General features: G+C 53.7%; 8 protein-coding genes. 1 reads left to right on the top strand and 7 read right to left on the bottom strand.

Features of this window, described 5'->3' with window-relative positions; all coding sequences use genetic code 11:
• Positions 1-5,426, bottom strand: a 5,426-nt coding sequence (locus VFG09_02715; GenBank protein HET6514045.1) for an SDR family NAD(P)-dependent oxidoreductase, incomplete at its 3' end; no start/stop codon positions are given.
• 348 nt (positions 5,427-5,774) lie between these two features.
• Here VFG09_02715 and VFG09_02720 point away from each other — a divergent pair.
• Positions 5,775-6,065: a hypothetical protein gene (locus tag VFG09_02720; GenBank protein HET6514046.1), complete on the top strand. Its 291-nt coding sequence runs from the start codon at positions 5,775-5,777 to the stop codon at positions 6,063-6,065.
• On the opposite strand, the gene VFG09_02725 is transcribed toward VFG09_02720, so the two are convergent.
• From VFG09_02725 to VFG09_02750, 6 genes are all read right to left on the bottom strand, one after another.
• The gene (locus tag VFG09_02725; GenBank protein ID HET6514047.1) at positions 6,014-6,838 is read right to left on the bottom strand and encodes an alpha/beta hydrolase; all 825 of its coding nucleotides are present in this window, start codon (positions 6,836-6,838) and stop codon (positions 6,014-6,016) included. The two genes, VFG09_02720 and VFG09_02725, sit on opposite strands and share 52 nt — an antisense overlap.
• Before the next feature lie 162 nt (positions 6,839-7,000).
• Positions 7,001-7,768, bottom strand: a complete 768-nt coding sequence (locus tag VFG09_02730) for a response regulator (GenBank protein ID HET6514048.1) — start codon at positions 7,766-7,768, stop codon at positions 7,001-7,003.
• A gap of 44 nt (positions 7,769-7,812) precedes the next feature.
• Positions 7,813-10,410: a molybdopterin-dependent oxidoreductase gene (locus VFG09_02735; protein HET6514049.1), complete on the bottom strand. Its 2,598-nt coding sequence runs from the start codon at positions 10,408-10,410 to the stop codon at positions 7,813-7,815.
• Positions 10,407-11,645 carry an NADH-quinone oxidoreductase subunit NuoF gene (nuoF, locus tag VFG09_02740; GenBank protein ID HET6514050.1) on the bottom strand — a complete coding sequence of 413 codons (1,239 nt, stop codon included), beginning with the start codon at positions 11,643-11,645 and terminating at the stop codon, positions 10,407-10,409. The genes VFG09_02735 and nuoF overlap by 4 nt, the downstream gene beginning before the upstream one ends.
• Before the next feature lies 1 nt (position 11,646).
• Positions 11,647-12,162, bottom strand: a complete 516-nt coding sequence (gene nuoE, locus VFG09_02745; GenBank protein ID HET6514051.1) for an NADH-quinone oxidoreductase subunit NuoE — start codon at positions 12,160-12,162, stop codon at positions 11,647-11,649.
• Between the two features lie 114 nt (positions 12,163-12,276).
• Positions 12,277-13,758 carry a menaquinone biosynthesis decarboxylase gene (locus tag VFG09_02750; GenBank protein ID HET6514052.1) on the bottom strand — a complete coding sequence of 494 codons (1,482 nt, stop codon included), beginning with the start codon at positions 13,756-13,758 and terminating at the stop codon, positions 12,277-12,279.
• Positions 13,759-13,960 lie beyond the last annotated feature (202 nt).

Consider the following 13,960-nt stretch of genomic DNA (forward strand, 5'->3'; position numbering starts at 1 on the left):
TCTTCAACAACGGCACGGATACGCGCCTCAACTGAGCCGTCGGCATCTACGGCAATTGGGTAGTTCAGACGTACGTCTTCAAGCCTGAGATGGTCAACAGGGCCAGTGCCCGAAACAAAAAATACCGCCTGCGCCATGGCCTCAAGTCCAAAGACCGCAGGCAACAGATACGTGCCTTTAAAGACATGGTCCTTCAGATAGGGATCTTTGTCCAGCGTGAGCACTGCTTTCGCCTCCACTTCGACTCCCCTTTCATAGGAGAGTATCTCTTCGAGAAAGCGCCAATCCTCTGGCTTAGAGACCTGCTGTCGCTGGACCGTGTGGATCCCCTCCAGTCTGCCCGCGATGACGACCTGTTTCATCCCCGGATCATGTTCCACCATCCGCAAAAAATGCTCTACGCCTTTGTCCTTGGGTATCGCATTGATCCCCATTTTTGAGAGCACGGCGACACTTCCCATCCTCTGCCCCATGCCGACCTCATCCCAGACGCTAAATGCAAGAGACATCACTTTCGTAACTTCTTTCGTGGAAGATTCATATTCCTGGAGAACCAGGTTCATGACTTCGTTGGAGAACCCATACCACCCATTGCCGGCCATTCCCGTTATACCGATGATAGATGATAACCCGACAAATAGTTTTGGCGGGTTGTCCCTGAGGACATCGCAAAGGTGAATGGCGCCGAGGAGTTTGGGGGCTACTTCGTGCGCCGCTTCAATAAGAGTGACCTGTTCCGTTCTGCGAGGTCTGTTTATCGCAGCTCCGTGGATAACGCCGGTGATTCTGCCAAGGTCCTCCTCTACGCGCTTCTTCAGATCCACGACTTTGGCCTTGTCGGCAATGTTGCATGCGTAGTAACGATGGGTAATCCCGCTTTCCTCATAGCGCTGTAATGCATGCTGTATCTCGTCGCTATTGTCAATGAGGACCGTGCTTCCGACAAGGGCCAATTTCACGCCCGTCTTCCTCGCGAAAGCGAGGGCGCACTCGGCAGTAATGCCCTTGGCCCCGCCCGTGACAAGGACCACATCCTCTCCGCTCCAGTGGATTTCCCTTTCCCGGAATGACCTCGTGTCAGCGAGCTCCAATACAGGAACTCGCCGGGTAAGATGCCTGTCGAAGGCTGCAATGCCGAGCGCCTCTCCCGAGCCGAGTTCTCCCATGATTTCCTGCAGCACCCGCAGGGAGTCTTCTGTTTTGCAAAACTCAAGGACTCGTATCCGTTCCGCGGGATTTTCGAGAGCAACGCTGCAGAGAAACGCGGTGCTCCCTTTGGATGCGATGGAACCATGCAGGTCATAGCCATGGAAGTCACCAGAGCCGAACTGCACAACGGCATACGTCGGCTTCGGTCTTTTCTCCTTCAGAGAATTGATGACCGCACCGATGCAGTGGATTCTTTCTGCCATCCTCAAAACCCCGTCTCTTGTCAGCAGCCCTGTACTTTTTCCCTGGGGGAGCAGGAATATGAAGTTCAGTTCCTCACTGCGCGTCAGAGAACAGTCCTGAAGAGATTTGAAATTTATTGAAGTCCACGAGACTCCTTGCTGGGTCAAGATATGCCGCATTTCGCGGGAGATGCTGTCCGCGTCATCATCCGAGACAATGAAAAAGTGCCTGTTTTCCGCAGCCCCGAATGAGCGGACCGATGTGCGTTCTCGCGCCACATAGGCAACCTTGAATTCGCGAACCCAGTGGTCTGCCGTCCCCTCAACTGAAACACCTTCAGAGCCCGACGATATGTGCGTGCGTATGGTCTCGTATATCTCCTGCAGTGAACTGTTTGCCATGGTTGTCGGATCAACTCCGTTAGCGTCATACAGTTTCACTGCCCTCGCCACAAACTGACTGGCCTTGATCGAGTCGAGATTAAGGTCGTCAAGGAGACGCTGTTCAAGGGATATCGACTGACGAGGGAATCCTGTGATTTCCGACGCAAGGGTCAACAGGCCTTCAGGGCCGCGGTCAGTAACGGTTGAGGGCACGGAAAGCTCCCCGTGGGCACCGACAGTTGGTGCAGGTGTCGGCCTTCTACCATCGTGTGGACGGTCGGGAACTCCTCTTGATTCAAGGCCCATGCGCATGGTTTCACTGCGTATCAATTTTCGGATAAGGTCTAATTGGTCAGCGGTGAACACCTTACCTGTTTCATCCAGAACACGAGAAAGAGACCGAGCCGGCTGAATATCGATTCTGGGAGGAGAATCTGGTAGTTCTCCGTCAGGGAAGACAAGAGGTCGTTCGCATGGATTATCAATAAAAGTGCGTTCCGAGACAGGAATGAATGGTCTCACCAGTCGGCCTTCGAATAGGGGTCGCCAATGTATCTTGACCCCATGTATGAAGAGCGACGCAAGCAAGACATTCAACGCCCGGTCGTCCCCGGCGCTTGGTTCAACAGGAAGGCACGATGTCCCATCTGTTCCCCGAATCGACTTCACTAAATGAGACAGCACATGTCCCGGACCAACCTCCACGAGAATTTCACATTCCTGCGTTATCGAGTCAACCAGCGAAATAAAATCAGCCTTTTCCTTCACCTGCCGTGCAAAGTAATCGCGGAGATTGGTCTCCGGCGTTACCTCCTTGCCATCCATGCAACTGAATACCTTTATTCGCGGCCTCGTCAGGGTCTCCGGAATAGGTGCACAGCTGTATATGGTCTCTGCCGCCTTATTCATGAACCGTGAATGGAAGGCATTGGAAACAGCCAACCTTTTTGTTCCAATGCCGAATTGCGACGCCAGGTGCAGCGCCTTTTCGACAGCCGGTCCCTCGCCGGATATTACGGTCTGGACGGGACTGTTGATATTCGCCACAACCGCATATCCATCAATATCCTTCAAAAGCTTCTCGGCCTGTTCACGGCCGCAGCCAAGAGTGGCCATGATCCCCGGATTCCCGTCATGAGCAGACGTCGCCCTGCCTCTCATCGCCGCAAAGGCCAGCAATGCCTTCTCGTCAAACGCTCCGGCTGCATAGAACGCTGTCAGCTCCCCGAGACTATGGCCGCCGACAACTACAGGTCTGATCCCGAGACGTTCAAGATGTCTCATCCATAAGAGCGATGTCATACATATAGCCGGCTGGGCAATTTCGGAACGGGACAGCACGTTTTTCCATCCGTCAATTTGATCGCTGTTCAGAGCCCGATCAAGGGGGCGATAGACGGCTTCCCGTATTGGGCTATGAGCTGATTCCGAGAGCCAGGCATCCACTGCATCCGCAATAGTGCGGGCCCAGGAGTACCGCCCGATAAGCGTCCGACCCATGTTCAACCGCTGGGAACCCTGGCCGGGAAAAAGGAAGCCGACGCGGCTGCCTGCCACCGAATTCCCGATCCAGATGTCCTGCTGGGCGCTCGACATGGTCTTGCCTGTTGGAATATTGTTCCCTCTGAGCATCTCAGCCACCCGCCCCAGACAGTCCAACAGACTCTCGGGAGAACCGGCAATCACGGCAACACGGAAAGGCTCGTCAGGGGAAAGATCTCCTGCCAGATGACTCGAAAGGTCGACGAGTTCACCGGTGCTGATCCCTGTTGCGAGCTTTTGAATCTCGGCCACGCGGGCGACCATCTTCTGCTGCGATCTCGCTGAGAGAACGAAGAGCTCAGTCTCCTGATAGGACGCGAGAAGCTCCCGTTCACCGGCGGAGGGTTGAAGTTGCAAGGCAGGCTCGCCGGCAGATTCAATGGTTACGTGGCAGTTGATCCCGCCGAAACCCATGCTGGAGATTCCGGCGCGCATCACCTTATCCGAGGGGAGGATCTCGCCCTGCAAGACGGGATAGAGCCTCCGGGCCTTCTCCTGGAATACCGGGTTGGGTTCCGTGCATCCCGCAAGGGGCGGGATAACACGCCTGTTTACTGCCATGACCGCCTTTATGAAGCCGCCGATTCCCGAGGCGGCTTTGGTATGACCGATCAGGGATTTGAGCGACGTGATGCCGCAGGACCGCAGAGGTTCAGTCTCCTTGTCCCCCATGGCATAACCGATCCCCTCGAGTTCGGCTTTATCACCGGCCCTCGTGCCGGTCCCATGGCCTTCAATGAAATCAAGGTCCCGAAGGCCGTAGCCTGCCTTGCCGTAGGCGCGGCGGATCGCAAGGGCCTGGGTCTGGGCCTTCGGCGCAGTTATGCCTCCCTTGCCGTCAGAGGATATGCCCCATCCCTGGAGCACCGCATAGATATAGTTTCCATGAGCACGGGCATTTTCGAGCCTCTTCAGGATCACAAAGCCGGCTCCCTCTCCTGGAATGAAACCGCTCGCCCGCCGGTCGTATACCTGCATATCTTCCCTGGTCAGGGCATTTGTTTTTGCGAAGCCGATCAGTTCGAACGTGTCGAGGCTGATATCGACTCCTCCCACGACGGCCACATCGAGGGTGCCGGTCGATAGCGCGGCAGCGGCGGTTGTTACCGCAATAAGGGATGACGAGCATGCGCCATCAACGGTGTAGCCCCCGCCCCGGAGATCGAGGAAATTGCAGATTCTTCCGGCAATGGTATTGGACAGATTCCCTGCAAGCGTATCTTCCGTGATAGGGGCAAAGGCGGACTTGTAATACTTCTCCATCGTCTCGATGAGTCCTGCTGTGACATCCAGAGACAAACGCCTCTTTTCGGCGGCGAGTTTCAGGGCCTTCTTCACGTAAGGCCAACGCAATCTCATATACTGTGACCTGCTGTGTTCACCCGTCAATGTATTCCCGAGAATGACTCCTGTCCTATCACAAGGGACGTTCTTGCGGTCGTATCCGGCGTCTTCCAGAGCCTGGAGGGCGATTTCAAGTGCGAGCCAATGGACAATGTCCGAAGACTCGACGACTGATTTCGGGATGCCCCGCTTGACCCAGTCGAACTCAAACCCATCAATGACGGCGGCGCGATTCGCGTAGGTTTTATCAGGAGCAACGGGATCGGGATCAAAATATTCCGAGATGGGCAGACGCTGGTCCGGGAAGCGCCGGAATTCTCTCCTCCGGGCAAGGATATTCTCCCAGAACGATCTTATATTGGGAGCGCCCGGGTAGTAACAGGCCATGCCAATGACGGCTATAGCATCATGAGATGTCTCGTTCTTTATCTTATAGTAGGTTTCCTTGTAAAACTTCCTGAACTCCGGGGAAGGATCAGAAATCTCAAGCCGCATTTTGACGGTTGATCGATCGGATGTTTTTTGAAGTGAGACGATATTACACTGCAGCCTCAGGGACTCTCCCCCGGGCACATAGAGTTTCACCTCGACCGCTTCTTCCTGGGAAAAGGGGACGGGAAGTTCTTTGATGCCCTGCGACAGGATAACCTGGAGACCCTTTGCTGAAACATTGGTGACTAACGCTCTATAGGTTGCCCCCCGGAAAATGAGATCACCCTCCAGTGCGAAGGGTATCCTCTTACTGCCCCTCTTTTCCACGTCCATCCCCCTTTCTCATGAGTCAAGCCAGGAAACAAGATGTCTCTTCAAAGGCCGAACGGCGTCGCAGATATCACTTTATCGGCTCGTTCTCAAGGCCTCCGATGCCACATGATGATGTATTCCTCTCCACACGGATCAAATCCCTGGATATCGAAGATGGCGAGTGACCCGCCGAAATTGAGGCGGTTTATCGTCGGGACTTGTCCTACGAAATTGTGAGCAAACATTAATGTCTCTTGACAACGCATAATATCGCTTGCAATAGCCAAACTATAGCACCAAACCCTCAGAAACTTCAAGTTATTTGAAGCCTCAAGGAATGTCCCGGCTGATGAGAAAATGAGGAGTCTGATGAAAGGAGAGATTATCACTGCGTCAGACAGTGTCCATTCCGGGACCGATGACCTGCTCGTCACCGTCGGCAGTCTCATGACAGAAACGAAAAATGAGGTATCCGCAATTCAGCGCCGGGCAGGGATGGAGATCATCAGGAAGAACGTTCCAGCCTTGTCCGATGTCATCGTGACGCTCGGCAGAAAGGCCGAGGAAGCTCTGACCAAAAGATTACTTCGGTCTTCTATGGTCTGGAGTCAGTTGTCACCTAAACAGCGTGACAGAAAAGCCTTGAGGCCCTCAACATAAGGACCGCCGGAGAGCAAGAATCCCTCATTGTGTCCGCCGGCGATCCTGAGGAACTCCTTTGGCTCACCTGCCTGCTCAAAGAGTTTCACCCCATGATCATAGGGGACAATCTCGTCATCGGGACTATGGATGAAGAGCTTCGGTATCTTTATCCTTCCTACCTTACTGATTGACGCGTACTGATATCGCGAGATGAGCCCCACAGGCAGGTGCGGAAAGAACCTTGCTCCGAGGTCTGGGACTGACGTGAATCCCGACTCCATGATGAGCATACCTGCCTGTTTCCGCAGAGCTATCTCGGCGGCAACAGCACTTCCCAGGGAACGTCCGAAGATGACGATCTTCTCCGGTCTTACGTGAAGGCCCTTTACAAGGTAGTCCCACCCTGCCTCTGCGTCACGGTACGTCCCTTCCTCATCGGGAGATCCCTGGCTCCTCCCATATCCCCGATAGTCGAAGATAAGAACGCCAAGGCCCAGGCCATGGAATATCCGTATTGAATCGATGCGGTGAGAGATATTCCCCGCATTCCCGTGACAAAAGAGCACGAGGCCAAGTGCGGCGTCGGCAGGTATGTACCACGCTGAAATGTCGATGCCGTCTACGGTGCGCAACGTGAGCTCCTCGTAAAAAAGCCCGATGCTCAGGGGTGTCGAGACGATCTCCCTTGAAGGGAAGTAGAGCATCGAGCCCTGCCTTGCGTAGACGTAGAGGATCAAGAGCAGATAGCCGATGACGAGGCAGGCCGTAATCAGAATTGCGGTGTTCTTCACGTTTCGCGGCAAGACCTTCCTACCGTTCCCGGATATTAACCTTCCTGTTGCACAAAACTAGCTTGTTCGGGAAGGCAGGTATGGTGAGAAGCCTTGTATTGCGATACCTTTGATGGTTGCCGACTGCACGATCAATAACTTCACGAGTCGCAGATCGGGCGGCTACTGCGGAGAACTCGCAATCCTTGCAAGCCACAGGAACCATCCTTCAGATACATAGTCTTTCAACAACCCTGATATCGCCTCGTTCGCATGCTCGTTCAGTCTCTTCACGATGCCCGTCATCGGAGAGCGCAAGTCGTGGATAGTTCCGTCACTGGAGGTGAGCCTTGCAAAGGGCTCTCCTGCGACGAGGGCCTTCACATCTCTCAGGTGCTCGACATAGATGAGTTGACCGCTTGCCAAGAAATGCCTGATATCCATACCGATTTCCCATATCTCTTCCTTTATGATCGGCCTCGCCCATATCCCGTCTTTATAATAAACGGTAAGCTCATCCATCTGTGTTGCATCAACAATGTAGTTCTTGAACTCGTTAATGTAAGCCTTCTTTACTATCCATCCCCTCTTGTCAAAGACCTTCTTCACGCTGTTCAGCACAAAGTCCGGCGTAAAGGGCTTCTCGATATATTCAAAGGCCCCAAGCCTCACAGACTCCTGGGCGTCTTCCAGAGAGGGATATCCTGATATGACGACGATGTCTGCCGAGGGCTGGACGATCCTCGACTCCCTTAAGACCACAAGCCCGTTTACATCAGGGAGCCTGACATCGGTGATGACCAAGTCAAAGCTCTCATGAGAAACCTTCTTAATGGCGCTCTCACCATCTTCGACGGTAAATACGGTGTAGCCCTCCACCCCCAGTATTTTCTTGCAACTCATCCCGATAACTGGGTCGTCGTCAACAATCAGAATTCTCTGCTTCTCCATACCTTCTCCCCAGCGAGGCACTCGCCCGGCTTGTTCGGATATTATTACCCCGATTTTTCAAGAGAGACCGCATTGCCATCGAATACAGGGACCTTTAAGACAGGATTGATCTTCCACTTCATGATCTCAAAGACCCCGTTCGTTTCAAAATTCGGCACAAGAAGAACATCCTCAGGTAACAAGGGGTCTATCTGCACAGACACTCTGATGCTGCCTGCATCTGCAGAGACCTTGAGATAATCACCGTTTCTTACCGACAATCTCTCGGCCAAACCCCTGCTGATCTTCCCATAGGCTTCGGGAGAGATGCTCTTCAAGGCTGCCGAATACCTGCTCGCGTTCTCGGAATGAAAAAGAGATACATCCCGACTGACATAGACCTTGCCGTCGGTATCGGATTTCCGTAGGAGAGGACCAAGATCAGGCAATGCAATCCCTTCCATATGGGCGTCATGCCGCAATGGCTCTCCCCTGTAAGGCCAGACGTACCTGCCGCCCCTCATATCTTCATATGTAGCGCCCCTGTAAAGAAGTGAAACTCCAGCTATCTCTCCAAGGACATCTGTCACGCTCTTATAGCCCATATCAAAACCCGATATGTTGCTCATCTCGGCAATTGCCTTCCATGCCTCAACACCTTTGCCGTCGATGGCCTTTCTGGTTGTCTGTACCCTCCGTTCAAGGTTCGTGAAGGACCCCTCTTTCTCTCCCCACAATGGCGCAGGAATCACCACATCGGCCATCCGGGCCGTTTCCGTGAGAAAGGCGTCCTGGACCACGAGGAATTCGATCTTCTCAAGGGCATCCCTCACATAGCCGCTGTGAGGGAGGCTGAGCGCAACGTTTTCACCCATGGCGTAAAGGGCCTTAATCCTCCCGCCATGGGCAGCTTCCATGACTTCTGCAAAACCGAGCCCCGGGCTCGAAGGGATCTCGCTCCCGAGAGTCTCCTCGCACCTCTTTCTGAAGGTTTCTATCGCCAGCGGTCTCCCGCAGGGAAGCATGTCCGGCTGGCAACCCATATCGAGTAAACCCTGCTCATTGGGAAGTTCGGAGAGGAGATAAATCCTGCCGTTCAGCAGATAGACAAGAGCGGCAAGGAGGAGAAGGTTGATCTCTCCCCTCGTTGTCTGGACGATCTCTCTTCCTATGATGACTGAGGTGTTCGTCATACCCGACAGGGTATCGACAGCTTCTGCAAGCTCATCCTGACCCACTCCGCTCACGTCGGATGCGTCTTTGAGTCCTACAGACTGGATTTCATGAATGATCTTCTCAAAGAAAGGCCTCTCCCCGGACAAGGGTTTCTTGTCCCTCAAGGCCGAAACCAACGCTGCCAGGAGCACGGTCTCAGTAGAGGAGTTCGGGATCAAGAGGTGCCTCGAAAACCTCTTTAATCCCTCGGCATATCCTACGGTAACAACGGGCACCCCTTTCCTCGACGCAGCCCTTATCTGAAGGCCCAAAACAGGATTTACGGAAGTCGGATCGCCCCCGATGACGAAGACGCCGTCGGAATTGGGTATACCATAGATAAAGTTTGCCGTTATGCCCTGACCAAAGATCTTTTCGAAGAACCGCTGAGCAGGTCCGTATGCAAGACCTGCAGCGGAATCGAGGTTATTACTGCCGAGGACCTGCCTGAAAAACTTCTGGAATACGTAGATATCTTCATTGGTACACCTTCCCGATGCTATCCCTGCTATGGCTTCACCCCCGCTCTCTTTCTTAATCTCCTTCAGCCTCTGAGCAACATGGGTGAGGGCCTCCGACCACGAGGCCGGTCTCAGTTCCCCGTCTCTCCGTATGAGAGGGCTCTCCAGCCTCCTCGCGTCTCCAACATAGTCATATCCGAACCTTCCCCTGCCGCAGAGGAGCCCCTTGTTCAGCCCTAAACCGATTCTCGGTATAGTTCTGACGATCGAATTCTCTCTCACCTGCAAGATCATGGAGCATCCGACTCCACAGTAAGAACAGACCGTTTCGATGTCCTTTTCGATCAGCCACGATCTGTAATCATGCCTGTGCAAGCGCGACAGGATGGCGCCCACGGGACAGACGGTCAGACAGTTTCCGCAATACTCGCAGTTATATCTGCCGCCAGAAAAAGGCTCGACAAAGGACTTCGTGCCCCGGTTCGTGATCGCTATGGCAGACGCTCCCTGAACATCCTCGCACATCCTGACGCACTTTGAGCAGAGGATACAACGCTCCATGTTTCTCACGATCAGCGGGTCATCAAAGCTTTCAGGTCTCGTTCTCTTGCCTTCGGCAAACCTTCCCGTTGCCGGACCGTACTTCATGGCAAGGTCCTGGAGGTCGCATTCGCCTGCCTTATCACAGAAGGGACAATCAAGGGGATGGTTTATGAGGAGGAATTCAAGCATGGCCCTTCTTGCCGTAACAACGTCCTTCGTTTCTGTCCTGACCACCATACCGTCGGTCACAAAGAGGGTACAGGCGGTCTGGAGTCTCGGCAGATTCTCAACCTGAACGAGGCAGAGTCTGCAGCCTCCGTAGGCCTCAAGGATATCATGATGGCAGAGGGTCGGTATGGATATCCCCGCAGACCTAGCCGCCTCAAGGATCGTGACAGGTCTTTCCAGGGATATCTTTTTCTCGTTTATGGTGACCGTTATCATCCCTTACTTATCTTTCCCTCAAAATCGTTCCTGAAGCTCTCGATAAACCTCCTCACGACGATCGCGGCGCCGTCTCCAAGGGGACAGAAGGTCTTGCCGAGGATATTCTGTGAGATCTCCAAGAGGAGGTCCAGGTCTTCTCTGCGTCCTGCGCCGTCTTCTATCCTGCCGAGGATCGTCCTCATCCAGCTCACTCCTTCCCTGCAAGGCGTGCATTTACCGCAGGATTCATGCTCAAAAAATTTCGTGGCCCTCAGACAGACCTTCGCCATGTCGACGGAATCGTCAAAGACCATTACGGCGCCTGAGCCGAGCATGCTGCCGACCTTCGGCAGATTGAGGAAATCCATGGGGCAATCGATCTTGTCAGGCGTAAGCACCGGCGTCGATATCCCGCCGGGTATTACAGCCTTAAGCCTTCCCGTGCCGCCAACGCCGCAGTGCGTATAAATGATCTCTCTCAAGGTCACGCCCATGGGAAGTTCATAGACACCCGGCTTATTAACATGCCCGCTTACAGAAAAGAGTTTCACGCCAGGGCACTCGGGGTTTCCTATTTTCGAGTATGCGTCCCCTCCTCTTTCCACGATGAAGGGAATATTGGCGAGGGTCTCGACATTATTGACGACCGTCGGTTTTGAGGAGAAGCCCCTGTTGACAGGGAAAGGAGGTTTGATCCGCGGTTGGCCCCTTTTGCCTTCAAGGGATTCTATGAGGGCCGTCTCTTCTCCGCAGATATAAGCACCTGCGCCCATGTGAAGACCGAGCCTGAATACAATACCCTTTCCCATAATATCGTCGCCGAGATAGTCTCTTTCCTCTGCCTCTTTTATGGCCTTCAACAGGACATCTCTAATCTTCGGATATTCTCCTCTAAGGTAGATATATCCCTTCTCAGCGCCCAAGGCATACGCAGAGATCACCATCCCCTCTATGAGGAGATGGGCGTTGTTTTCGAGAATGACCCTGTCTTTAAAGGTGCCCGGCTCTCCTTCGTCGGCATTGCAGATCAGGTATTTCGGCTTCTGGGGATCTGCTGCTGCAAAGGACCACTTCATGCCTGCGGGGAATCCGGCGCCCCCTCTGCCCCGCAGCCCGGACTTCTTCACCTCATCAATAACATCGGCAGGCTTCATTTCAAAGGCCTTCGCAACGGCATGGTACCCGCCATCCGTAATGTATTTGTCTATGTCGGCTGCATCCGGGCCGATGGTGTTCTTCAGGAGAATCGCCATGTTAGGTGTACCCCTCCAAAATCCCTATCATGCCTTCCCCGGTTAGGTTTCCGTGGAGGTCCGTATCAACGAGCATGGCAGGGGCTTTGTCGCAGGCGCCGATACATTCCATAATGACGAGGGAGAATCGTCCGTCCGGGCTCGTTCGGTTGGGCTCGAGGCCGTATCGTTCCTTCAGGATATCGGAGAGTCCCTCTCCACCCATGATCATGCACGCAACATTCGTGCAGAGCTGGATGAGGTGTCTGCCCATGGGTTGGTGGTTGAACATTGCATAAAAGGTCGACACGCCCTTTACGGTTGCCTTCGGGATATTGAGGAGTTCTCCGACCATTTGCAAGGCACCGGGGCTCAACCATCCAACCTCTCTCTGGAGGATATAGATGGTCGGCAAGAGGCAGGAGCGAGCATCATGGTATCTGTTCCTGATTTCATTCACTTCCTGCAAGATTCTGTCGTTCACGGTCACCATGTTTTCGCCCATATCGGCTTGGTCGTCTTGCCTAAAGGTTATCATGGAATGATTTCATAATCAACTGCCCGGAGGTGACCGATATATCGGGCTTCTTTGCATACGGAGAGAGCGGTAAGGCTTCAGATCACAACCACACAACAGGGAAGAGAAACAAGCTCAATCGAACCCGTATTCCCTCCACCGCGAATCCACGAGCCTCTTGATCTCAGCGGACATAAAGAGTTCCTGAGGCCAGTCCCTCGTCATGCCTTCCTCCCTTGTCTTCCTTGTGGCGTCAATGCCCATCTTCGAGCCGTATCTCGGAAAGTTCGCAGCATGGTCAAGGTCATCGAGGGGCCCGTCGGCAATGACAACGTCCCTCTTCCAGTCCACATTATTGAGGACACGCCACGCAGTATATGAAAGGTTCTGGACATCGACGTCATCGTCGACGATGACGAGGAGCTTTGCAAACATCATCTGACCCTTGCCCCAGAGGCCGTGTATGATCTTCTTTGCATGGCCGGGATAACTCTTCTTGATGGAGATCATTGCACAGTTGTGAAATACCCCTTCCATGGGCAGATTGATGTCCCGGATCTCCGGGAAATCAAGTCGCATGAGGGGCAGGAATATCCTCTCCGTTGCCTTGCCCATGTAACAATCTTCCATGGGAGGCTTGCCGACTAAGGTCGCAGGGTAGATCATATCCTTTCTGTGAGTTATGCAGGTCGCATGGAAAACAGGGTAATAGTCAGCTGCGGAATAGAAGCCTGTGTGGTCGCCAAAGGGCCCTTCGATCCGCATCTCCCCGGGCTCCAGATAACCCTCAATGACAAGCTCGCTGTTTGCCGGAACCTCGATGTCAGAGGTGATGCATTTCACCATCTCCACCGGCTCTCTCCGAAGGAATCCGGCAAAGAGCATCTCGTCTATTGACTCGGGGAGAGGAGCGCTTGAGGAATAGACGACGGCCGGATCGCTGCCGACCGCTATGGCAGCAGGCATTCTCCTCTTCAGCGCCTTGTATTTGTCGTAATGCCGCGCGCCGTCCTTGTGAATGTGCCAATGCATACCGGTGGTGGCCTTGTCATAGATGTGGATCCGGTACATGCCGCAGTTTGGACGGCCGGTTTCAGGGTCTCTCGTAAAGACCATCGGAAAGGTGATGAACCTTCCCTCATCCCCGGGCTGTCCGTCTCCGGGCCAGCATTTGATTACCGGGAATCTGCTCAGGTCAGGGTTCTCCCGTTCCACAACCTCTTGACAGAGTGCGCCCTTCACGCTCTTTGGAAGGTACCGCGAAAATTCGAAGAGCTTCGGGAGCATCGCAAGTTTTTCGATGAGGGTCTTCGGCGGCGACTGGTTCAGGAGGTCCTCGATGCGCTCTGCCACGTCGTCGAGTTTCTCGACCTCAAGGGCGAGACTCATCCTCTCAAAGGATCCGAAGATGTTCGTAACGACAGGATAGCGCGAACCCTTGACACTCTCGAAGAAGAGGGCCTTGCCCCCATTCGGGCTCTTGCACATCCTGTCGGTGATCTCAGAAATTTCGAGAACAGGATCGACTTCTGCCTTCACTCTGTGGAGGAGCCCCCTCTTCTCGAGGACAGTAATGAATTCTCTCAGGTCCTTATAGGCCACACGAAATGATACCATGTTTGGACGGTGCACATCCACAGCAGGTGGAAGATCAGGGAACGGGACCTTCACCGGCCTACGGAATTCTTCTTCCAGGAGACTTTTCGCTTTCTCCCTCGACGGAACAATTCTGCGTCCAGACCCGCCTTCAGCTGAAAAAAAAGCTGCGGAGTGCTAAAATAGTGAGACCGAATTATCTTGAGCCTCTCTTGAAAGGGGG

Source organism: Thermodesulfovibrionales bacterium, assembly GCA_035686305.1.
Lineage (GTDB): Bacteria > Nitrospirota > Thermodesulfovibrionia > Thermodesulfovibrionales > UBA9159 > DASRZP01.

Coding starts and splice junctions, on each gene's coding strand:
- VFG09_02730 (HET6514048.1), bottom strand. CDS start 7,768: ATGGAGAAGCAGAGAATTCTGATTGTTGACGACGACCCAGTTATCGGG.
- VFG09_02735 (HET6514049.1), bottom strand. CDS start 10,410: ATGATAACGGTCACCATAAACGAGAAAAAGATATCCCTGGAAAGACCT.
- VFG09_02750 (HET6514052.1), bottom strand. CDS start 13,758: ATGGTATCATTTCGTGTGGCCTATAAGGACCTGAGAGAATTCATTACT.
- nuoF (HET6514050.1), bottom strand. CDS start 11,645: ATGGCGATTCTCCTGAAGAACACCATCGGCCCGGATGCAGCCGACATA.
- nuoE (HET6514051.1), bottom strand. CDS start 12,162: ATGATAACCTTTAGGCAAGACGACCAAGCCGATATGGGCGAAAACATG.
- VFG09_02720 (HET6514046.1), top strand. CDS start 5,775: ATGAAAGGAGAGATTATCACTGCGTCAGACAGTGTCCATTCCGGGACC.